19 protein-coding genes are annotated in these 20,342 nt (G+C 74.6%); 3 read left to right on the top strand and 16 right to left on the bottom strand.

The annotated features are described in order from the left end of the window. Nucleotides 1-8 precede the first annotated feature (8 nt). From E1284_RS04780 to E1284_RS04795, 4 genes are all read right to left on the bottom strand, one after another. Entirely contained in the window at nt 9-2,102 is a 2,094-nt protein-coding gene (locus E1284_RS04780) for an MMPL family transporter (RefSeq protein WP_131937443.1), read from the bottom strand. A 130-nt stretch (nt 2,103-2,232) separates the two neighbouring features. Continuing rightward, nucleotides 2,233-2,907: a response regulator gene (locus E1284_RS04785; protein WP_131937445.1), complete on the bottom strand. Its 675-nt coding sequence runs from the start codon at nt 2,905-2,907 to the stop codon at nt 2,233-2,235. After that, entirely contained in the window at nt 2,904-4,031 is a 1,128-nt protein-coding gene (locus tag E1284_RS04790; RefSeq protein WP_131937447.1) for a sensor histidine kinase, read from the bottom strand. Before E1284_RS04790 ends, E1284_RS04785 begins: the two co-directional genes overlap by 4 nt. A gap of 233 nt (nt 4,032-4,264) precedes the next feature. Further along, nucleotides 4,265-4,720 carry a MarR family winged helix-turn-helix transcriptional regulator gene (locus tag E1284_RS04795; RefSeq protein ID WP_131937449.1) on the bottom strand — a complete coding sequence of 152 codons (456 nt, stop codon included), beginning with the start codon at nt 4,718-4,720 and terminating at the stop codon, nt 4,265-4,267. A gap of 83 nt (nt 4,721-4,803) precedes the next feature. Between E1284_RS04795 and E1284_RS04800 the strand changes: the two genes are divergently transcribed. Next, nucleotides 4,804-6,300 carry an MDR family MFS transporter gene (locus E1284_RS04800; protein ID WP_131937451.1) on the top strand — a complete coding sequence of 499 codons (1,497 nt, stop codon included), beginning with the start codon at nt 4,804-4,806 and terminating at the stop codon, nt 6,298-6,300. On the opposite strand, the gene E1284_RS04805 is transcribed toward E1284_RS04800, so the two are convergent. The 4 genes from E1284_RS04805 to E1284_RS04820 all read right to left on the bottom strand — a co-directional run bounded on the left by E1284_RS04805 (nt 6,297) and on the right by E1284_RS04820 (nt 9,345). Then, complete coding sequence (locus E1284_RS04805; protein WP_131937453.1) at nt 6,297-6,962, bottom strand: response regulator transcription factor; 666 nt, start codon at nt 6,960-6,962, stop codon at nt 6,297-6,299. The genes E1284_RS04800 and E1284_RS04805 overlap by 4 nt on opposite strands. A gap of 20 nt (nt 6,963-6,982) precedes the next feature. Continuing rightward, nucleotides 6,983-7,408 carry a pyridoxamine 5'-phosphate oxidase family protein gene (locus tag E1284_RS04810; protein WP_131937455.1) on the bottom strand — a complete coding sequence of 142 codons (426 nt, stop codon included), beginning with the start codon at nt 7,406-7,408 and terminating at the stop codon, nt 6,983-6,985. Further along, nucleotides 7,392-8,591 carry a sensor histidine kinase gene (locus E1284_RS04815; RefSeq protein ID WP_243714254.1) on the bottom strand — a complete coding sequence of 400 codons (1,200 nt, stop codon included), beginning with the start codon at nt 8,589-8,591 and terminating at the stop codon, nt 7,392-7,394. The genes E1284_RS04810 and E1284_RS04815 overlap by 17 nt, the downstream gene beginning before the upstream one ends. A gap of 76 nt (nt 8,592-8,667) precedes the next feature. Continuing rightward, nucleotides 8,668-9,345 carry a DUF2249 domain-containing protein gene (locus E1284_RS04820; protein WP_131937489.1) on the bottom strand — a complete coding sequence of 226 codons (678 nt, stop codon included), beginning with the start codon at nt 9,343-9,345 and terminating at the stop codon, nt 8,668-8,670. Nucleotides 9,346-9,423: 78 nt separating this feature from the next. Between E1284_RS04820 and fdxA the strand changes: the two genes are divergently transcribed. Both fdxA and E1284_RS04830 read left to right on the top strand, forming a co-directional pair. Then, nucleotides 9,424-9,747, top strand: coding sequence for a ferredoxin (fdxA, locus tag E1284_RS04825; RefSeq protein WP_131937457.1), 324 nt, complete (start codon nt 9,424-9,426; stop codon nt 9,745-9,747). A 5-nt stretch (nt 9,748-9,752) separates the two neighbouring features. Beyond that, nucleotides 9,753-10,385 carry a helix-turn-helix transcriptional regulator gene (locus tag E1284_RS04830; RefSeq protein ID WP_131937459.1) on the top strand — a complete coding sequence of 211 codons (633 nt, stop codon included), beginning with the start codon at nt 9,753-9,755 and terminating at the stop codon, nt 10,383-10,385. 18 nt (nt 10,386-10,403) lie between these two features. On the opposite strand, the gene E1284_RS04835 is transcribed toward E1284_RS04830, so the two are convergent. From E1284_RS04835 to tal, 8 genes are all read right to left on the bottom strand, one after another. Next, nucleotides 10,404-10,736, bottom strand: coding sequence for a cupin domain-containing protein (locus E1284_RS04835; RefSeq protein ID WP_131937461.1), 333 nt, complete (start codon nt 10,734-10,736; stop codon nt 10,404-10,406). Nucleotides 10,737-10,793: 57 nt separating this feature from the next. Further along, nucleotides 10,794-12,002 carry a L,D-transpeptidase gene (locus tag E1284_RS04840; RefSeq protein ID WP_243714255.1) on the bottom strand — a complete coding sequence of 403 codons (1,209 nt, stop codon included), beginning with the start codon at nt 12,000-12,002 and terminating at the stop codon, nt 10,794-10,796. Between the two features lie 143 nt (nt 12,003-12,145). Next, nucleotides 12,146-12,898: a 6-phosphogluconolactonase gene (pgl, locus tag E1284_RS04845; protein WP_131937465.1), complete on the bottom strand. Its 753-nt coding sequence runs from the start codon at nt 12,896-12,898 to the stop codon at nt 12,146-12,148. Continuing rightward, entirely contained in the window at nt 12,895-13,914 is a 1,020-nt protein-coding gene (locus E1284_RS04850) for a glucose-6-phosphate dehydrogenase assembly protein OpcA (RefSeq protein ID WP_131937467.1), read from the bottom strand. Before E1284_RS04850 ends, pgl begins: the two co-directional genes overlap by 4 nt. Beyond that, complete coding sequence (gene zwf, locus E1284_RS04855) at nt 13,914-15,440, bottom strand: glucose-6-phosphate dehydrogenase (RefSeq protein WP_131937469.1); 1,527 nt, start codon at nt 15,438-15,440, stop codon at nt 13,914-13,916. The genes E1284_RS04850 and zwf overlap by 1 nt, the downstream gene beginning before the upstream one ends. A 281-nt stretch (nt 15,441-15,721) precedes the next feature. Continuing rightward, the gene (locus tag E1284_RS04860) at nt 15,722-17,419 is read right to left on the bottom strand and encodes a phosphoheptose isomerase (RefSeq protein ID WP_131937471.1); all 1,698 of its coding nucleotides are present in this window, start codon (nt 17,417-17,419) and stop codon (nt 15,722-15,724) included. 116 nt (nt 17,420-17,535) lie between these two features. Continuing rightward, nucleotides 17,536-19,191 (bottom strand): glucose-6-phosphate isomerase, encoded by a 1,656-nt coding sequence (locus tag E1284_RS04865; protein ID WP_131937473.1) that lies wholly within the window; start codon nt 19,189-19,191, stop codon nt 17,536-17,538. Then, the gene (tal, locus tag E1284_RS04870) at nt 19,188-20,303 is read right to left on the bottom strand and encodes a transaldolase (RefSeq protein WP_131937475.1); all 1,116 of its coding nucleotides are present in this window, start codon (nt 20,301-20,303) and stop codon (nt 19,188-19,190) included. The genes E1284_RS04865 and tal overlap by 4 nt, the downstream gene beginning before the upstream one ends. Nucleotides 20,304-20,342: the final 39 nt, after the last annotated feature.

Here is a 20,342-nt window from a genome sequence, read left to right on the forward strand (position 1 = left end):
GCCACCGGTCACGGGTGCTCCAGGGCGACCTTCGGCAGCCGCCTGGCCAGGGGCGCGGGGAGCCACCAGGCGTGCCGGCCCAGGAGTTGCATGACGGCCGGGACGATCAGGCAGCGGATGATCACCGCGTCCAGCAGGACGGCCACGGCGAGGCCCAGGCCGAACTGCTGGAGCATCCGGTCCGGGCTCAGGACGAACGCCGCGAACACCACGATCATGATGGCGGCGGCGGCCGTGATGACCTTGCCGGTCGCGGCGAGGCCCTCGCGGACGGCGTGGGACGGGTCCCGCGTGCGCTCCCATTCCTCGTGGATGCGGGAGACCAGGAAGACCTCGTAGTCCATGGAGAGCCCGAACACGATCGCGAAGATCATCACGGGGATGAACGCCTCGATGGGGCCGCTCTGCGCGCCGAACCGGCCGTCCTGGAACACCAGGGTGATCGCGCCGAGGGCGGCGGAGATCGACAGCAGGTTGAGCAGCGCGGCCTTGACCGGGATCAGCACCGACCGGAACACCACCATCAGCAGCAGGGCCGACAGCCCGACGACGACGGCGACGAACAGCGGCATGCGCGCCGACACCGCGTCCGAGAAGTCCTGGGTCGCCGCGGTCGGGCCGCCGACCAGGTAGTCGACGCCGGTCCGGGCCGACAGCGACGGGAGCACCTCGTCGCGCAGTTCGTGGACGAGGCCGGTGGTCGCCTCGTCCTGCGGCGCCGTGGCCGGGTAGGCGATCACGGCGGAGACCGCGCCGTCCTCGGACGGGATCGGGGGAGTCGCGGCGGCGATGCCCGGCGTCCGGGTCAGGGCCGACTGGAGCGGGCCGGCGTCGCCCTTGGCGACGATGATGAGCGGGCCGTTGAAGCCGGGGCCGAACCCCTCGGCGAGCAGGTCGTACGCCTGGCGGCTGGTGCCCGACGGCGCGTCGTTGCCGGCGTCCGCGAAGCCAAGGCGCATGTGGAGCGCGGGCGCCGACAGCGCGAGCAGTGCGACGACGGCCGCCAGCAGCGCCGCGACGGGACGGCGCTGGACGGCCGACGCCAGCCGGTGCCAGCGGCTCTCACCGGGCCGCGCCTTCGCCGCCCGCTTGCGGACCTGGCGCTCGATGCGCCCGCCGAAGACGCCGAGCAGCGCGGGCAGCAGGGTCAGCGACGCCGCCATCGTGACCAGCACCGTGAGGGCCACGGCCAGCGCGACGCCCTGCAGGGAGCCGAGCCCGAGGGCGATGAGGCCGAGCAGGGCGATGATGACGGTGCAGCCGGCGAAGAAGACGGTGCGCCCGGCGGCGTCCAGCGCGCGGCGGGTCGCGGCGGCCGGGCCGGCGCCGTCGCGGAGCTCCTGCCGGTACCGGTAGAAGATCAGCAGCGCGTAGTCGACCCCGACGCCGAGCCCGATCAGCATCATGATCGGCGGGGTGAAGTCGGCGACGGTGAAGACGTGCGAGGCCAGCGCGATCAGGCCGACCGCGCCGCCGACCGCGAACAGGGCGGTGCCGAGGGGGAGCGCGGCGGCGACGAGGGAGCCGAACAGCAGGACGAGGATGACCAGGGCCGCGAGCATCCCCGCGCCCTCGGCCGCGCCGCCCCCGCCCTCCTCGGCGCCGCGCACCGGGTCGCCGCCGAGTTCGATGCGCAGCCCGTCCCCGGCGGCGCCCTGGGCGGTCTCGATGATCTCGGTGACCTGCTCCGCCGGGACGTCCTCGGCCGTGCCGTCCAGCGTGACGGTCGCGTAGCCGATGGTCCCCCGCTCGGAGACCGACAGCTCGCCGACGCCGGTCACGCCGGGCAGGCCGCGGACCCGGTCGAGCATCCGCCCGATGTCGTCGCGGTCGCCGGCCAGGCCGCGCTCGTCCGCGGCGACGATCTGGACGGTGGCGCCCGCCTGCCGGGAGCCGTGCTCGGTCATCAGGTCGGCGGCGGCCTGCGACTCGGTGCCGGGCAGCGAGAAGTCGTTGTGGTAGGCGCTGCCGGCGGCCTGCGAGCCGACGGTGATCGCGGCGACGACCGCGACCCACAGGACGAGCGCGGCCCAGCGGCGGCGCTGCGACCAGGCGGCCAGGCGGCCGAACCGGCCGGACGGCGGGGAGGGTGGAGTGGGCACGTCAACCTCGGTTCGTGGAGCGGGCGCCGGAAAGGTTCATGCCTCCAGCGTCGGGGCGCGGCATGCCTCCCGGCATCGGCCCGCGGTCGGCATCCGGACCACCCCGGAAGTTGCGGGCGGGGCCCGCCGGCTACCGCCCGGGTCGCATCCAGCGGGGGTTGACCATGCCCGACTCGTAGGCCAGGACGACCAGCTGCGAGCGATCGCGGACGCCCGCCTTCGCCATGATGCGGCTCACGTGCGACTTGACGGTGGCGGGGCTCAGCACCAGCCGGGCGGCGATCTCGTCGTTGCTCTGCCCGGCGGCGACGAGGAGCATGACCTCGCGCTCCCGCTCGGTCAGGGACTTCAGCCGCGGCCCGGGGTCGGGCACCTCGGCGCGTCCGGCGAACTCGCCGATGAGCCGCCGGGTGACCGACGGGGTGATCAGCGCGTCGCCGCGCGCCGCGACCCGCACGGCGTGGATCAGCTCGGCCGGCTCGGTGTCCTTCAGCAGGAAGCCGGTCGCGCCGGCGCGCAGCGCGCCGTACACGTACTCGTCCAGGTCGAAGGTGGTGAGGATGACGACCCGGACGCCGTCCAGGCGCGGGTCGGCGGTGATCCGCCGGGCGGCCTCCAGGCCGTCCATCCGGGGCATCCGCACGTCGAGCAGCGCCACGTCCGGACGCAGCTCGCGGCAGGCGGCCACGGCCTGCTCGCCGTCGGCGGCCTCGCCGGTGACCGTGATGTCGTCCTCGTCGTCGAGGATGGAGCGGAACCCGGCCCGGACCAGGCCCTGGTCGTCGGCCAGCAGCACCTCGATCATCGGCCGGCCGCCCCGTTCCGGTACGGCAGCCGCGCCCGGACGAGGAAGCCGCCGTCCGGCCCGGGACCGGCGGTCAGCTCGCCGCCGAGCGCGCGGGCCCGCTGCCGCATGCCCCGCACGCCGTGGCCCGGCGGGCCCGCGCCCCGCCCGGGGCCGTCGTCGGCGACCTCGATGCGCAGCCCGCCCGGCCCGTCCTCGACGCTGACGGTGACCTGCGCGGCGGGGGCGTGCCGCGACACGTTGGTCAGCGACTCCTGGACGATCCGGTAGGCGGCGAGCCCGACCTCGGTCGGCGGGTCCGCCGCGCGGGCGACGCGGCTGTGCACCGTCAGCCCCGCCGACCGCGCGGACCCGATCAGCTCGCCGATCCCGTCCAGGCCGGGCGCGGGCGCGGTCGGCGCCTCCTCGTCGGCCTGCCGCAGGATCCCGAGCGTCGCGCGCAGGTCGCGCAGCGCGTCCCGGCTCGACTCCTTGATCGCCGCGAGGGCGGCCTCGCCCTGCGCCGGGTCCCGGTCGAAGCGGTGCAGCGACGTCCCCGCCTGGACGTTGATGAGCGACAGGTGGTGGCCGACGACGTCGTGCAGCTCGCGGGCGATGCGCAGCCGCTCCTCGCCGGCGGCGCGGTGCTCGGCCTCCCGCAGGTAGGCCAGGCGGCCGTGCCAGACCCGGCCGAGCGCGACCACGGCCACCACCCAGCCGGTCAGCATGAACAGCGCGACCGCGTTGACGTCGCCGTTCCCGGCCAGCGTCCCGGCGCCCGTCCCGATCACGGTGAGGGCGCCGAGGACCACGGCCGCCTGGAGCCGGCCGCACGCCGCGACCATGTACAGCGCCACGATGTGCGCGATCATCAGGCCGCCGTCGTTGACGCTGATGATGTAGTAGGCGCCGGTGGCCGCGAGGCTGAGGGCCGCGACGGCGACCGGGAACCGGCGGGAGAAGTACAGCGCCCCGCAGGTGAGGACGATCAGCGCCCAGCCGGCCGCCTTGCGCGCCGGCGACTCCTCGGCCGCGCCGATGAACGAGTTCAGGCTGCCGGCGGCCACCACCAGCAGGACGCCGCCGGCCGGCGCCGCGTCCCGGAACCGGCCGTGCGGCAGCCCGAGACCGCGGTGGACACCCATGCGGCCAGCCTAGACGGACACCCGGCCCCGCACCCTCCATCGCGCGTCCCGGCCGGCCGGCCCCGACCTGCAACTCCGGGTGTATCCGGACGCCCCCCGCCCGCAACCACGGGATGACGCGCGCCGGGCGCCGAGCCCCGCACGGGAGGCCGCGCGCACTCCCCGCAGGCGCGGGACGGGGCCACGGCGTGCGACGCGGCCGCGAAGGCGCCGGAGAGCGGCCGGGCCTCGTGTCAGTCCTCGTAGGTGTGGACGAAGCGGGCGAGGAGGCGGGCGAACTCGGCGCGCTCGGCGGGGGTCCAGTCGCCCATGGCCTTGGCGAAGTGCTCCTGGCGGGTGCGCCGGGTGGCCTCGACGACGCGGCGGCCGGCGGCGGTGAGTTCGAGGTGGATGCGGCGGCCGTCCTCCTGGGACGCGACCCGCCGGACGTAGCCGGACTTGACCGCCTCGGCGACGATGCGGCTGCCGCGCGAGGCGTCCACGCCGAGGCGGGCGGCGACCAGGCCGACGCTCATCTCCTCGCCGGGGCGGTCGGGGCCCTCGTCGACCACGTCCACGACGTGCAGGACCTGCACGTCCACGGGGAGGTTGTGGTCGCGGATCGCGGCCCTGCCGAGCCGCTGCCGGGACATGCCGCGGCGCAGCCGGACCATGCTCCGCTCGACCGAGTCGAGTGCCTCCTCGCCCATGGCGCCCAGTCTAGTTGGCTTGCGGATCTCATATACATGCTCTTAGCATTTAAGTGTCCAAAGCATATGAATGTGAGGTGCACATGGTTGCGACCGTTCCGATGGGCCGCCGCGCGCGGCTCTGGGCGTTCGGCGGGCTGATGCTGGCCGGGCTCATGTCCTCGCTGGACGCGACGGTGCTCGGCACCGCGCTGCCCGCGATCGTCGGGGACCTCGGCGGCCTCGACCGCATCGCCTGGGTGTCGACGGCGTACGTGCTGGCCACCAGCGTCACCGTGCCGCTGTCGGGCCGCCTCGGCGACCTGTTCGGCCGCCGGCCGGTCCTGCTGACCGGGCTGATCGGGTTCCTGGCCGGGTCGGCGGCGTGCGGCGCGGCGCCGGGCATGGACTGGCTGATCGCGTTCCGGGTGGTGCAGGGCGCCGCCGCCGGCTGCCTGATGAGCTCGATGTTCGCGGTCACCGGCGACCTGTTCGAGCCCCGCGAGCGGGCGAAGTACCAGGGGTACTCGGCGCTGATCTTCGCGGTGTCCAGCATCGCCGGGCCGCTGGTCGGCGGGTTCCTCACCGACCACGCGTCCTGGCGGTGGGTGTTCTACGTCAACATGCCGCTCGGCATCGCGGCCACCGCGGCGACCCTGCTGTTCCTGCGCCTGCCGAAGCCGGCCGGACGGCCCCGGATCGACTACCCCGGCATCGTCCTGCTCGGCGCGGCGGTCACCTGCTTCACGCTGCTCACCAGCTGGGCCGGGACGCGCTACCCGTGGGGCTCGCCGGCCGTCCTCGCGCTGGCGGCGGGCGCGGTGGTCCTGTTCACGCTGTGGGCGCTCGCCGAGCGGAGGGCCGCCGAGCCCGTCATCCCGCCGACGCTGTTCCTCGACCGGTCGTTCGGCGTCGCCTGCGTCGTCGCGGCCGCCGGCGGCGCCACCGGGTTCGGGCTCGCGACGTACCTGCCGATGTTCTTCCAGGTCGTCGGGGGAGTGGGCGCGACCAGATCCGGCCTGCTCCTGCTGCCGATGATGGCCGCCCTGCTGGCCGCCTCCATGGGCGCGGGACGCCGTATCCACCGCACCGGCCGCTACCACCGGCTCCCGGCGGCGAGCATGGCGGTCAGCCTGGCCGGCATCGCGCTGCTGGCGACGATGGACGCCGGCACGAGCCTGGTCGCCGCCGGCTGCTATATGGCGGTCCTCGGGTTCGGCGCGGGGCTGTCCCAGCAGGTCGTGGTGCTGATCGCGCAGAACGCCGCGCCGCAGCGGGACCTGGGCGCGGCGAGCTCCGGCGTGTTCGCGACCCGGATGCTCGGCACCGCCGCCGGGATGGCCGTCTTCGGCGCGATCATGACGAACCGGTTCGCCGAGGAGGTCGTCCGGCGCGTCCCGGGCGGGCGGGTCCCCGCGTTCGCCGACGCCGTCCGCCCGGAGGTCCTCGCGACCCTGCCCGCACCCGTGCGGGACGGCGTCGCCGCCGCCTTCGCGGACGCGTTCTCCGGCGTGTTCACCGCCGCGCTGCCGGTCCTGCTGGTCGGCTTCGCGGCGGCGCTGCTGCTCCGGGACGTCCCGCTGGCACCGCGGGGCCGCTAGTCGTCGAGGGCGGCGTCGTGGACGAGCAGCGCGATCTGCACCCGGTTGTTCAGGTCCAGCTTCGCCAGCAGCCGCGACACGTACGCCTTCACGGTGGCGACGCTGAGCGACAGCTCCCGGCCGATCTCGCCGTTGGTCCGGCCGCGGCCCACGAGGGCGGCGACGGCGCGCTCCCCGTCGCTCAGCCGGGCCAGCAGCTCGCGGGCGCGGTCGCGGCGCGGGTCGGCGCCGCTCTCGGCCACGTAGGCCATCATCTTGCGCAGCACCGCCGGGGACATCATCGGCTCGCCCGCCGCGACCTGCCGGATCGCGCGGATGATCTCCGGCGGCGGGGTGTGCTTCAGCAGGAAGCCGCTCGCGCCCGCCCGCATCGCCCGCAGGATGTGGTCGTCGGTGTCGAACGTCGTCAGGACGATGACCTCGGGCGGGTCGCGGCGGGCGCGCAGCAGCTCGGTGGCCGCGAGCCCGTCCAGCCGGGGCATCCGGATGTCCATCAGGACGACGTCCGGGCCGTGCCGGTTGACGGCGGAGACCACCTCGGCGCCGTCGGCCACGTCCGCGACCACCTCCAGGTCGCCGGCGTTCGCCAGCATCATCGACAGGCCGGCGCGGACGAGCGCGTCGTCGTCCACGATCAGCACGCGGACGGGGGGTGAGTGCATCCCGCCACCCTACGGGCCGGTCAGGGCCGGCGCAGGCGGCGGCCGCTGACCTCGAGCGCCGCCAGCCGGAACCACTCGTCGCGGTCGTCGCCCGGCCACGGCTCGACCTGGGCGACCTTCGCGACCTCCTCGTCCGACAGCGGATGCACGCCGCCGCGCAGCAGCACGCTCCACCCCATGCGGTCGGGCTCGTCGAACCGGTCCACCTGGAACGCCGCCCGGACCTCCCCGCCGACCACCGACGTCAGCAGGCTGCGGTTCATCCGGCCGGACGACGAGGTCCGGAAGATCACGGCCTCGCCGTCCAGGGCGTAGTTCACCGGGATGACCGTGGGCCCCTCCCCGTCGTCGAACGCGACCCGGCCGACGCTGCCGCCGGAGATCAGGCGCAGGCACTCGGCGCGGTCGAGTTCTTCGAGGACGGGCCGGTCAGAGGAGTTCGCCATGCACCTCACCCTTCCCGCCGCTCCCGGCGGCATGCGCGGCGCCGAGCGGCAGCCGGGCGCGCAGCCGGAACCGGCCGCCGGCGGTGCGGCCGTGCTCCAGCGTCCCGCCGAGCAGCGCGACCCGCTCGGCGAGCCCGACGAGCCCGGAGCCGGAGCCGGGCAGCGGCGCGGCGGGCGGGCCCGGCGGCAGCCGGTTGACGATCTCGATGTCCAGGTCGTCCCCCGTGCGGACGGCGACCCGCACGTCCGCGCCCGGCGCGTGCTTGCGCGCGTTGGTCAGCCCCTCCTGGACGATCCGGTACGCGTGCCGGCCGACGCGGGCCGGGACGCGGCCGGGGTCGGGGACCTCCTCCTCCAGCGTGATCCGCCCGCCGGCCCGCCGCGACTCCCGTACCAGTGCCGGCACGTCCGCGAGCGTGGGCTGCGGGCGCTCGGGATCGGCGCCCGGCGCGTCGGCCCGCAGCACGCCGATCACCTCGCGCAGATCCTCCATGGCCTCGTAGGCGCTCTGCCGGATGATCCCGGCGGCCTCCCGCTGGTCGGCGGGCGCGTCCGGGCGGAACTCCAGCGCGCCCGCGTGCACGGCCAGCAGTGAGATCCGGTGCGCGAGGACGTCGTGCATCTCCCGCGCGATCCGCTCGCGCTCCAGCAGCCGCGCCTCCTCGACCCGCAGCCGCTGCTCGGTCTCGGCGGCGCGGGCCCGCTCCTCCATCGAGGCGATCAGCTGCCGCCGGGACCTGACCAGCATGCCCGCCGTGATCAGCACCGCGTAGAGCAGCACGAAGACGACGGTGCCCTGGCGGAACTGGTGCCAGCTGGAGGTGATCCAGAACAGCGCGACGATCAGCGCCATGTTCGCGGCCGCGACCGGCACGAGGGCCCGCCAGGAGCGCAGCATCGCCAGGGAGTACACGGCCACCGCGGCCGTGCCGAGCGCCGACGTCGCCGTCCACTGGGCGACCGTCATCGTCACCGCGACGGCCACCGGGTACCGGCGCCGGAACAGCAGGAGGAAGACCAGCCAGACCGCGCCGATCGCGAGGTCCCGCGGGACCACGATCGTCGCGTCGGGGGGAGGGTCGTCCTTCGTGCCCATGAGCAGCAGCAGGCCGAGCGCCCCCGCCGCGGCGGTCAGGCCCAGGTCACCGAGCCACGCGCGCCGCGATCGCCGGAAGAGGTCCACGCGCCCAACGGTAGCCACACCGTCCGCCCGGGCGGAGTGGCCGCAGGTAGACGGGCGATCGACTTTGGTCGGGACGTCAGGCGGGGCGGCCGATGCGCAGGCGCCAGACCTCCGGGCCGGTCTCCTCGTACTCCCAGCTGAACGCGCCGGGGTGGGCGGCCTCGAACTCGCGCCGCAGGTGCTTGGGGTCGTGGTTGTTGACCAGCGCGAACGACTCGCCGGGCGCCAGCCGGGAGAACCGTGCGAAGATGCGCGGGTGCTTCTGCCCGCGCGGGATCTCGCGCACGTCGATGACGTCGGGACGCTCCAGGCGCCCGCCGTCCAGCAGCGTCTGCAGGTCGGCGACCAGCAGGCCGAGGTCGGCGCCGGGCAGCTCGGCGAGGGCCGGCAGCAGGACGGTCTCCTCCACGGTGAGGTGCACGGCGAGCACCGACCCGATGTTGCGGGCGAACGCGGCCGGGTCGCCGGACGGGTCGAGCACGCCGATGCGCCGCTCGATCTCGGCGGCGGTGGTGCGCATCGCCCGGATGAGCAGCCTGGTCTCGGGGGCGCCCGCCGCGGGGGCGTAGAGTGCCTCGTCGGCGGCGGCGAGGTGACGGCGCAGCTCGCCGGCGCAGAACCCGGCCACGATGCCGGGCTCGTGGTCGGCGAGTGAGGCCAGCCGGTTGCGCAGCCGGTCGTGGATGTGGCGGACGACGGCCGCGGCCCGGACGGCGGGGTCGGTCTCGGTCGCCTGGATGAAGACGTCTGGCATGGTCACCCCTTCCTCTCCCTGTTCAATTATTATTACATGTGACACTGTTAGAAACATGGCCGGCCAGGAGGAGCGCCCGTGACCTACGTGATCGCCGAGCCCTGCGTCGACGTCAAGGACCTCGCCTGCGTCGACGAGTGCCCGGTCGACTGCATCTACGAGGGCCCGCGAGCCCTCTACATCCACCCGGACGAGTGCGTCGACTGCGGCGCCTGCGAGCCGGTGTGCCCCGTCGAGGCGATCTACTTCGAGGACGACCTGCCGGAGCGCTGGACCGCCTACACGAAGGCGAACGCCGAGTTCTTCGACGACCTCGGCTCGCCGGGCGGGGCGTCCAAGCTCGGCGCGCAGAGCCGCGACCATCCGCTGATCGCGGCCCAGCCGCCGGCGGGGGAGGGGTGAGCGGCATGTCCACCGAACGTTCCCGCCGCCAGGAGGTCCTCGACATCCTGCGCGACGCCGGCGGCCCGCTCGGCGTCGCCGAGGTCGCCGAGCGGCTCGGCGTGCACGCCAACACCGCCCGGTTCCACCTGGACGCCCTGACCGCCGAGGGCACCGTCGAGCGGACGGCCGAGCGGCCGACCGGCCCCGGCCGCCCCCGCACCGTCTACACCCCGCGCCCCGGCATGGACCGCGGCGGCGCCCGCGGCTACCGGCTGCTCGCGCAGATCCTGCTCAGCCGGCTGGCCTCGGAGGGGCCCACCGCCCGGGAGAGCGCCGCCCAGGCGGGCCGCGAATGGGGCCGCTTCCTCGTCGACCGGCCGCCGCCGTTCCAGCGGCTGACCGGCGCGGAGGCGACCGACCGGCTCACCGCCCTGCTCGACGACCTGGACTTCGCCCCCCGGCCCGACGGCGACCTCATCCGGTTGCGGCACTGCCCGTTCCTGGAGCTCGCCGAGGAGTACGGGCCGCTGGTGTGCGACGTCCACCTCGGCCTGATGCAGGGCGCGCTGAAGGAGCTGGACGCCCCGGTCGAGGCCGACCGGCTGGAGCCGTTCGCCGAACCCGGCGCCTGCCACGCGCACCTGCGGCACGACTGATCCCCCCGGCCGCGCGGCTCAGCCGACCTTGGCGACGGTGAGCAGGACCGCCGCGTCCTCCAGCGCCTCCAGGCTGTGCCGCGCGTCGGGGATGATCAGCAGGTCGCCCGACACCCCGTCCCAGCGGTTCTCCCCGGCCACCAGCCGGACCCGCCCGTGCAGGACGTGGATGGTCGATTCCCCGGGGTTCTCGTGCTCCGACAGCGACGTGCCCGCCGTCAGGGCCAGCAGCGTCTGGCGCAGGACGTGCTCATGCCCCCCGTAGACGGTCTCGGCGCTGCGCCCGGTCGAGCCGGCGGCCGCGCGCTTCAGATGGTCCCGTACCTGTGCGTCCAAGGAGAGCTTCTGCATGGCACCAAGTCTGCCCTTGATCGTGCGGCGCACACGACCCGGGGTGCTCGTTGCGGATCACGTCAGCGGCAGGCCCGTCACCGGCCGGCCGGTGGCGCTGCCCGCCAGCCAGCCGTCCCACGACTTCGCCCAGGGGGTCGGGCCGTTGCCGAACTGGAGCCGGCGCGACGTGCCGGTCACCTTCACGATGTCGCCCCGGTTGGTGAAGTCGAAGAACCACTTGGCGTCGGACGGGGAGGCGTTCACGCACCCGTGGCTGACGTTGTCGTTGCCCTGCGCGTCGGTCGACCACGGCGCCGAGTGGACGAACGTCCCGCTGTAGGTGAGGCGGACGTTCCATTTGGTCGGGATCCGGTACTCGCCGGGGTCGCCGGTGGTCGCGGAGTCCATGATGATGTCCTTCGCCTTCTCCTGGGCGATCATGGTTCCGCTGTAGCTGTCGTGGCCGGGCTTGCCGAGGCTGACCTTCATCGTCCGGACGGTCCTGCCGCCGTCGGTCACCGTCGCCCGGTGCTTCTTCGCGTCGATCGTGGTGATGTGGCGCGGGCCCACGGTGAAGCTCGCGCTGCGGTCCTTCATCCCGTAGACGCCCTCGCCGACCTTCAGCCCCGCCAGGTGCGCGATGACCTTCACCTTCTGCCCGGACGGCCAGTACTCGCGGGGCCGGAAGTCGACCTCCTTGTCGCTGATCCAGTACCAGGCGCCCTCGACCGGCTTCGACATGCGGACTTCGAGGGCCTTCTCGACCGCGATCTTCCCGGCCTTGGTGCTCACGGGCCGGGACAGCAGCAGCTGCACCGGCATGCCCACGCCGACGGTCTCGCCGTCCAGCGGCGACATGCCGGACGTCAGCTTCTTCGCCGGCTTCAGCGTCGTGAACGTGGAGGTCGCGGTGACCTCCTTGCCGCCCTCGCCGGTGCCCTTCGCGGTGACCGTGTACGTCGTCGACGGACGCAGCGTCCACGACGACTTCCACGACTTCCCGTCGGCCGCCAGCTTGCCCTTCGCCTCGGCGTTCTTCGTGCCGTAGGTGAGGGTCACGCTGGTCAGCCTGCCGTTGTCCGCGGTGACGGTGACGGGCTTGTCGGGCGCGGCCTGCCGCGTCCCGGTGGCCGGCGTGATCGCCAGCTTCACCGCGTCCGCGGCCTTGGCGCCGCCGTCCCCGCCCTTGCCACCGCCGTCGCCGCCGGACGAGCAGCCCGCGACGGTGATGAGCACCGCCCCGGCGAGCGCCGCGCCCGCCGTCCCGGTCCGACCCTTGAGCACTGGAGAACTCCTCACGCTCGCCTGCTCGACCCGCGCCCGGCGGGTCATGCCCCGATCAAGGGGTGCACAAGATATTCACGTGCTCAGGTTATGCACGGTTCAGCGCGAGGCATGCGAAACCAAGGACACTCTTCGGTGTTCTCTCAGCCGGGCAATCGGGACGCGGCGGCGGTGTCCAGGAGGAACAGGGTGCGGTCGCGGCCGCGCGCACCGGCGACCGGGGCCTGCTCGGGGTCCGTGCCGGCCAGGCCGAGGCGGACGGCGTCCGCCTTCGACTCGCCGGCCGCCAGCACCCACACCTCGCGCGCCGCGCGCAGCGACGGGAACGTCAGCGAGATCCGGGTCGGCGGCGGCTTGGGGGAGTCGTGCACCGCCGCCACCGGGCGCTCGTCGCGCAGCGCCGGCAGGCCCGGGAACAGCGACGCGACGTGCGCGTCCGGGCCCATGCCGAGCATCAGCACGTCGAACGCCGGGACGGGGCCGCCCTCCGGGCCCGCGGCGGCGCGCAGCTCGGCGGCGTACCGCTCCGCCGCCGCCTCCGGGTCGTCGCCGTCCGGGCCGTCCGAGGGGGCCATCGGGTGCACCCGCGCCGGGTCGACCGGGACGTGGTCGAGCAGCGCCGCCCGCGCCCCGGTCTCGTTGCGCTCGGCGTCCCCGGCGGGGCGGAACCGCTCGTCGCCCCACCACACGTCCAGGCGGCCCCAGTCGATCGCGTCGCGCGCGCCGGCGGCGGCGAGCGCGGCCAGCACGGCCGTGCCGACGCCGCCGCCGGTCAGCACGACCGACGCCGAGCCGCGCGCCGCCTGCGCGTCGGCGAGCCGGGTCACCAGCCGCGCGGCGGCGGCGTCGGCGAGCAGGTCCTGGTCGCGGTGGACCAGGACCTCCGGGGCGCTCACGCGTCCCCCCGCCGCTCGTCCACGTGCTGCTCGGCGGGCTCGGTCGCCGCCGCCTCGGGGGTCGCCGACACCGGCTCGCTCGCCACGCCGGGCGCCGCCGTGCCGTGCGCGAGGTCCTTGGCGAACCGGGCGGCGGCGTCGCGGTAGACCTCGTCGGGGTCGAGGCGCCGCAGCTCCTCGGCGAGCAGCTCGGGCATCGGGCGGCGCAGCAGCGACACCTGCCGGTCGGGCTGGCCGGGCCGACACAGCGTCGCGACGCGCCCGTCCGGGCGGTGGATCTGGATGTCGCCGCCGGTCGTCGTCAGCCGGACGCCGGTGAGGCCGGGCCCCTCCGACACGGTCCGCTGCATCGGCACGCCCAGCCGGATCGACAGCCACGCGGCCAGCAGCTCCGCGCTCGGGCTGTCCGGCTCGGCGGCGACCTCGCCGGACACGATGTCGTCGTGGTCCTGGTCGAGCGCGGCGGCCAGCAGCGACCGCCACGACGTCAGCCGCGTCCAGGTGAAGTCGGTGTCGCCCGGCCGGTAGCCGCGCGCGAGCTGGGCGAGGGTGCCGAGCCGGTCGCGGGCCGCGTAGGCGTCGGTGACGCGGCGCTGCGCGAGCGCGCCCAGCGGGTCCTCGGCCGGCACCTTCGGCACCTTGCCGCCCGGCCACCACGTCACGACCGGCGTGTCCGGCATGAGCAGCGGGACGACGACGGAGTCGGCGTGCTCGGCGAGCGGCCCGTACATGCGCAGCAGCACCGTCTCGCCGGGGCCGGTCTCGCCCATCCGGATCTCGGCGTCCAGCCGGGACGAGCCGCCGCGCGGGTCGCGGGAGATGACGGTCAGCACCCGGCACGGGTGCTCGCGCGCCGCCTCGGTCGCGGCGCGGACCGCGTCGTACTGCGCCGACTCGTCGGTCACGATGATCAGCGTGAGCACCATGCCGACGGCCGGTCCGCCCATCAGGTGCCGGGACTGCGTCAGCGCGTCCTGGATCTTGCGGGTGGTGGTTCCGGTGAGATCGATGTTCATTAGAGCCGCCTCCAGGTGCGCCCGTCCCGCGCCATGAGCTCGTCGGCGCTGGCGGGCCCGTAGCCGCCGGACTTGTACTGGTCGAGCCCGCTGCGGGACGCCCAGTACTCGGTGATCGGGTCGAGGATCCGCCAGGACAGCTCGACCTCCTCCTGCCGGGGGAACAGCGGGGGGTCGCCGATCAGCACGTCCAGCAGCAGCCGCTCGTAGGCCTCGGGGGAGGTCTCGGTGAACGACTCGCCGTAGGCGAAGTCCATGTTGACGTCGCGGATCTCCATCGAGGTGCCGGGCACCTTCGAACCGAACCGGACGGTGATGCCCTCGTCCGGCTGCACCCGCATCACCAGGGCGTTCTGCCCGAGCTCCTCGGTGTCGGTCTCCGAGAACGGCAGGTGCGGCGCCTTCTGGAACACCATCGCGACCTCGGTCACGCGGCGGCTGAGCCGCTTGCCGGTGCGCAGGTAGAACGGGACGCCCGCCCAGCGGCGGTTCTGGATCTCCAGCTTGATCGCGGCGTAGGTCTCGGTGCGGGAGTCGGCCGGGATGCCGTCCTCCTCCAGGTACCCCTTCACGTTCACGCCGCCCTGCCAGCCGGCCGCGTACTGCCCGCGCGCGGTGGACTGGGCGATGTCGCCGGGCACCCGCACCGACGAGAGGATCTTGGCCTTCTCGGCGCGGACGGCCTCCGCGCGGAACGACGTCGGCTCCTCCATCGCCGTCAGCGCGAGCAGCTGCAGCAGGTGGTTCTGGATGACGTCGCGGGCGGCGCCTATGCCGTCGTAGTAGCCGGCGCGGCCGCCGATCCCGATGTCCTCGGCCATCGTGATCTGCACGTGGTCGACGAACGAGCGGTTCCAGATCGGCTCGAACATCGTGTTGGCGAACCGCAGCGCCAGGATGTTCTGCACCGTCTCCTTGCCGAGGTAGTGGTCGATCCGGAAGATCGACTCCTCGGGGAAGACGCGGTGCACGGTGTCGTTCAGCTCCACCGCGGTCCTCAGGTCGCGGCCGAACGGCTTCTCGATCACGACCCGGCGCCAGGCGCCGTCCTTGCGGTCGGCCAGGCCGCTGCGCTGCAGCTGCTCGACGACCTGCGGGAAGAACTTCGGCGGGATCGACAGGTAGAAGGCGTAGTTGCCGCCGGTGCCGCGGCTCTCGTCCAGCTCCTTGACGGCCATCGACAGCGCGTCGAACGCGCCCGGGTCGGAGAACTCGCCGGGGACGAAGTGCATGCCCTCCGACAGGTGCGTCCAGACGTCCTCGCGGAACGGGGTGCGCGCGTGCGCCTTGACCGACTCGTAGGCGATCTGCCGGAAGTCCTCGTTCTCCCAGTCGCGGCGGGCGAAGCCCACCAGCGAGAAGCCCGGCGGCAGCAGCCCCCGGTTCGCCAGGTCGTAGATCGCCGGGAGCAGCTTCTTGCGGGACAGGTCGCCGGTGACCCCGAACAGCACGAGCACGCACGGCCCGGCCACCCGCGGCAGGCGCTTGTCCCGCGGATCGCGGAGCGGATTGGCTGGGTTGGTCACGTGGCCCCCTCTGGTCGGACTGCGCCTTCTCGTCTCACTGCTTCAAGCATCCTGCCCCAACTCGTCTCGCGCGCCCGAATCGCGGGCACGCGCGTCATCGCACGCCGCCGGCCACATCGAGCAGCCGGGCGAGCCCCGCCCGGCGGTTCACCAACAGGTATACGCACCCGCCGGTTAGATCATTCCCGGCGGCGCGGGGAGGCCGGCCGGCGCGCGCCGCGGCCTCCTCGAGCGGCCCGCGGGCGTTCCGGCCGCCTCCCCCGAGACGACGGCGGTGAAGCTCACGGCCTGCGCGCCCCCGCCACCGCGCGGACCGCCTCGGTCAGTTTCCCCGCGCCCTCGATGGGGTCGCGCAGGTGCAGCCGGATCACCGGCAGCCGGCGCTCGCGCAGCGCCCGCAGCTCCCCGAGGGCCCGCGCCAGCCGCAGCTGCGCCAGGCTGTAGGGGCGGCCGGGGACGGGATGGGCGGCGAGCGCGTCGCCCGGCGCCGGGTCGCCGGTGATGATGAGGAACGCGCCGTTGCCGGGCCCGTCCTTGTGCACCGGGCCGGTCGCGTGCGGGTAGCCGGGCCCCGGCCCGTAGGCGACGGGGCGGCCGGACCCGCGCGACAGCGACGGCGCCAGGTAGCGGCCGGAGAAGTCGCCCGACAGGTACGTCATCACCGACAGGTAGCCGTCGCCCGGGACCGAGGCGACCAGCCCGCCGAGGACGGTCTGCAGTTCGGCGCCCGGCGGCCACGGGAAGTCGGCGTGCACCTCGATGCCGTCCTCGACGTACACCGGGCGCTCCGCCGTCAGCGAGCCGGAGGACGCGGTGCGCAGCAGCGCGGCCGCGTCGTCCTCGGCCTCCTGCACGACCGTGCTGCCGGCCTCGAACGGGTTCACGCCGAGCAGCCACCCGGCGACCGCCGTCGCGTACTCCCACAGCAGGAACTGCGCGCCGAGCGGCGCCCACACCGAGGTGTCGGAGTCGTCCTGCGCCGCCGACTTCGGGTTGATCGACACGCCGTGCACGTCGGGGAACCCGCCGCGCGCGCCGGGCGGCTCGAACGCCAGCACGCCGCGGCCCCGCTTGCCGGTGCCGACCGCGAGGAGCTGGGAGATCCACGCGCTCAGCGCGCCCGGCCCGCCGGGCTCGCGCAGCAGCACCTTGTCGCGGGCGAGCCCGCCCGGCTCCTGCTGCGCGCAGCCGCCGATGACCGCGCCGAGCAGCAGCCCGGGGTTGTCCTCGTCCTTGGACAGCGACGGCACCAGCGAGGCCGCCTCGTCCAGCAGCCGGTCGGCGTCCGCGCCCGCCAGCACGGCCGGGACGAGCCCGTACGCCGACAGCGCGCCGTAGTGCCCCGGCAGGTAGGGGTCGGTCAGCCCGATCCGGTAGCCGCACTGCCGGGCGAAGTCGTGCAAGGGGCTGCCGTGGTCGGTGATGACCAGGAACCGGCCCGCGATCTCCCGCTCCGACAGGCCCCGCTCCCGGAACGCCTCGGCGAAGATCCGCCGGTAGGCGTCGCCCTCCAGCGACACGCCCGCCTTGCTGGCGAGGACGACCAGGGTCCGGTCGAGCCGCTCCATCGCGTACGCCAGCGCGGCGGTGTCGCCGCCGTCCAGCACGGTCAGCCCGCCGGCCGTCCGCTCGCCGCCGGCCTCGGCGCCCGGGCCGCCGGCGCCGGCCGGCGCCGGCGCGTGCGCCTCCATGATCGCCTGCGCGGCGAGGCTCTCCGCCCCGACCCCGATCAGCACGATGTGGTCGAGGCCCGAGGAGCGCGCCTCCGACACCAGCCCGTTGACCTGGTTCAGCAGCCCGCGGGAGGCGAACGGCAGGTCGAGCCAGCCGAGCCGGCTGTGGTCCACCGCGCGCCGCCCCCACAGCCGCGGGTCCTTGGCGGCTAGGGCGCCGGGGACGCCGCAGCTCACGAGGTAGTCCCTCGCCTGCAGCGCCGAGTCCAGCACGTCACCGCGCGTCACTACGTCGAATCCGGACACCGTTCCCTCCTGCCCCCCATCGTTTCAGGAGAGAACGGGCATTCGCGACCATCTCCGTTGATCTTCTTGGGGCGCGTTCCGGATCCGCCCGGTCGCGGTGCGTCCGCGCGGGCCGGTCAGGCGAGCGCCGCGGCGAGCTGCGCGAGCCCCTCGGCGCGGTCGCGCAGGTGCAGCCGAACGGCGGAGCCGCCCAGCGCGCGCAGCACCCGCAGGTCGCCGAACGCCTGCGCGAGCTGCAGCTCGCCCAGGCTGTAAGGCCGCCCCGGCACCGGCACGTCGTCGGTCACCGCACCGGTGATCTGCAGGAACGCCCCGTTCAGCGGCCCGCCCTTGTGGTACTGCCCGGCCGTGTGCAGGTAGCGCGGCCCCCACCCGAACGTGACCGGCGCCGGGTTCCTGCGCACGGCGGCGCCGCGTGCGGCCAGCAGCGGGCGCAGCCCGGCCGCCGCCGCGTCCCCGGAGCGGTCCAGGTAGGCGAGCACCGCGAGGTAGCCGCCGTCGGGGACGTCCGCGAGGACCGCCTCCAGCGCCTCGGTCAGCGTCCGCGCGCCGCGCAGCGCGTCCTCCTTCGCGTGCACCTCGACCGCGCCCTCGACCAGCTCCGGCGGCCGCCGCACGACCGTCGGCGCCGTGCCCTCCTCCGACCGCAGCAGCGCGGCCGTGCTCGCCCGCGACTGCTCGGTGTCGGGCTCGTCGAACGGGTTCACGCCGATCACCCGGGCCGCCACCGCGACAGCGTACTCCCACAGCAGGAACTGCGCGCCGAGCGGGCCGGCGACGCTCACCCCCGCCTCGCGGCCGGGGCCCGGCTCGTCCGGGCGGCGGCCGAGGATGACCCGCCGCAGGTCGCCGGAGAGCTCGAACCCCGGCGCTTCGACGCTCTCCACCACGACCGGGAGCAGGCCCTTGCCGTCCTTGCCGAGCGCCCCGGCGACGAGCTGCTCCGCCCACCGGCCCAGGCCGGCGAGGCCCGAGCCGTGGTCGGCGATCACGAGCTTGTCGCGGACGCCGAGCGCCGAGGAGCCGAGCGCCGCGCCGAGCGCCAGCGCCGGGTTGTCGTAGGGCTGCCGCAGCGTCGCGGACAGCCGCGACGCCTCGTCCAGCAGGCCCGCCACGTCCACGCCGGCGAGCGCCGCCGGCACCAGCGAGCGGGCGCCGAGCGCGCCGAACCGGTCGTCGGCGTCGGGCTCGGCCAGGACGAGGTGGTGGCCGACCTCCGCGGCGGCGCGCGCGAGGCCGGAGCCCTCCTCGGCGACCGCGACGAACCGGCGCGCCAGCTCGGCGCCGCCCAGCCCGGCCGCGGAGAACGCGCGCCCGAACACCCGGCGCAGCGACTCCGCCTCGATGCTCTCGCCCACCACGACGACGAGCGTCCGGGCCAGGTCGCCGGCCAGCACGCCCGCCACCTCGTGCGGGTCGGTGGTGTCGAGGACGGTCAGCTCGGCGCCCGCCGTCCGGCAGACGGCCTCGGCGGCGAGCGCCGTGCCCCCCGAGGCGGCCAGCACGATCCGGTCGAGGCCGGTGCCGCGCGCCTCGCCCAGCGGGCCGGCGAGCCGGTCCGGGAGCGACCGCGAGGTCTCCGGCAGGTCCAGCCAGCCGAGCCGGCGGGCGGCGAGCGGGACCGCGTCCGGCCCCCACAGCTTGGCGCCGCGGGACGCCAGCGAGCCCGGCACGCCGTCGGAGACGAGACGGTCCAGGACCGTCTCGCCCTCGTCGACGACGGCGCCGCGGATGGTGACCGAGATCCCCCCGGCGGTCACCACCGAGGTCACGCGCCGGCCGCCTTGGCCTCCAGCTCGCCGGTGATGGAGTCGAGCATGCCCTTCCAGGAGGCGGCGAACTTCTCGACGCCCTCGTCCTCCAGGACGCGCACGACGTCGTCGTAGTCGACGCCCGCGTCCTTCAGCGCCGCCATGTGCGCGCGCGCGTCGTCATAGGTGGCGCGGACCGTGTCGCCGCGGACCTGGCCGTGGTCGGCCTCGGCCACCAGCGTCGCCTCCGGCATCGTGTTGACGGTGCCCGGCGCGACCAGCTCGTCCACGTACAGCGTGTCGTTGAGGTTCGGGTCCTTCACCCCGGTCGAGGCCCACAGCGGCCGCTGGGGACGGGCCCCGGCGTCCTTCAGCGCCTTCCACCGGTCGGTGCCGAACTTCTCCTCGTACAGCGCGTACGCGAGCCGGGCGTTGGCCAGCCCCGCCTTGGAGCGCAGCTTCTTCGCCTCGTCCGAGCCGATCTTGTCGAGCCGCTTGTCGATCTCGGTGTCGACCCGGCTGACGAAGAACGACGCCACCGAGGCGATCTTCGACAGGTCGTGGCCGTTCTCGCGGGCCTGCTCCAGCCCGGCGAAGAACGCGTCGACGACCGCGCCGTAGCGCTCCAGCGAGAAGATCAGCGTGACGTTCACGCTGATGCCCTGGGCCAGCGTCCGCGTGATCGCCGCCAGGCCCTCCTGCGTCGCCGGGATCTTGATGAAGAGGTTGGGCCGGTCGACGAGCCACCACAGCATGCGCGCCTCGGCGACCGTCTTGTCGGTGTCCTTCGCCAGGCGCGGGTCGACCTCGATCGACACGCGGCCGTCGACGCCGTCGGTCCGGTCGTAGACCGGGCGCAGCACGTCGCAGCCCCAGCGGATGTCGTGGGTGGTGATCGCGCGGGACGCCTCCTCGACGTCCACGCCGAGCAGGGCCAGGTCGCGGACCTGGTCGTCGTAGGCGTTCCCCTTGCTCAGCGCCTTCGCGAAGATCGTCGGGTTGGAGGTGACGCCGACGACGTGCTTGTCCTTGACGAGCTCCGCCAGGTTGCCCGTCCGCAGCCGCTCCCGGCTGATGTCGTCCAGCCAGATCGAGACGCCCTCGTCCGAGAGCTGCTTCAGAATGTCGCTCATCGCTCTTCTCCTCGTCATCGTGTCAGCGGGGTCCGGGGT

The sequence above is a fragment of the Actinomadura bangladeshensis genome (assembly GCF_004348335.1).
Taxonomy (GTDB): Bacteria; Actinomycetota; Actinomycetes; order Streptosporangiales; family Streptosporangiaceae; genus Spirillospora; species Spirillospora bangladeshensis.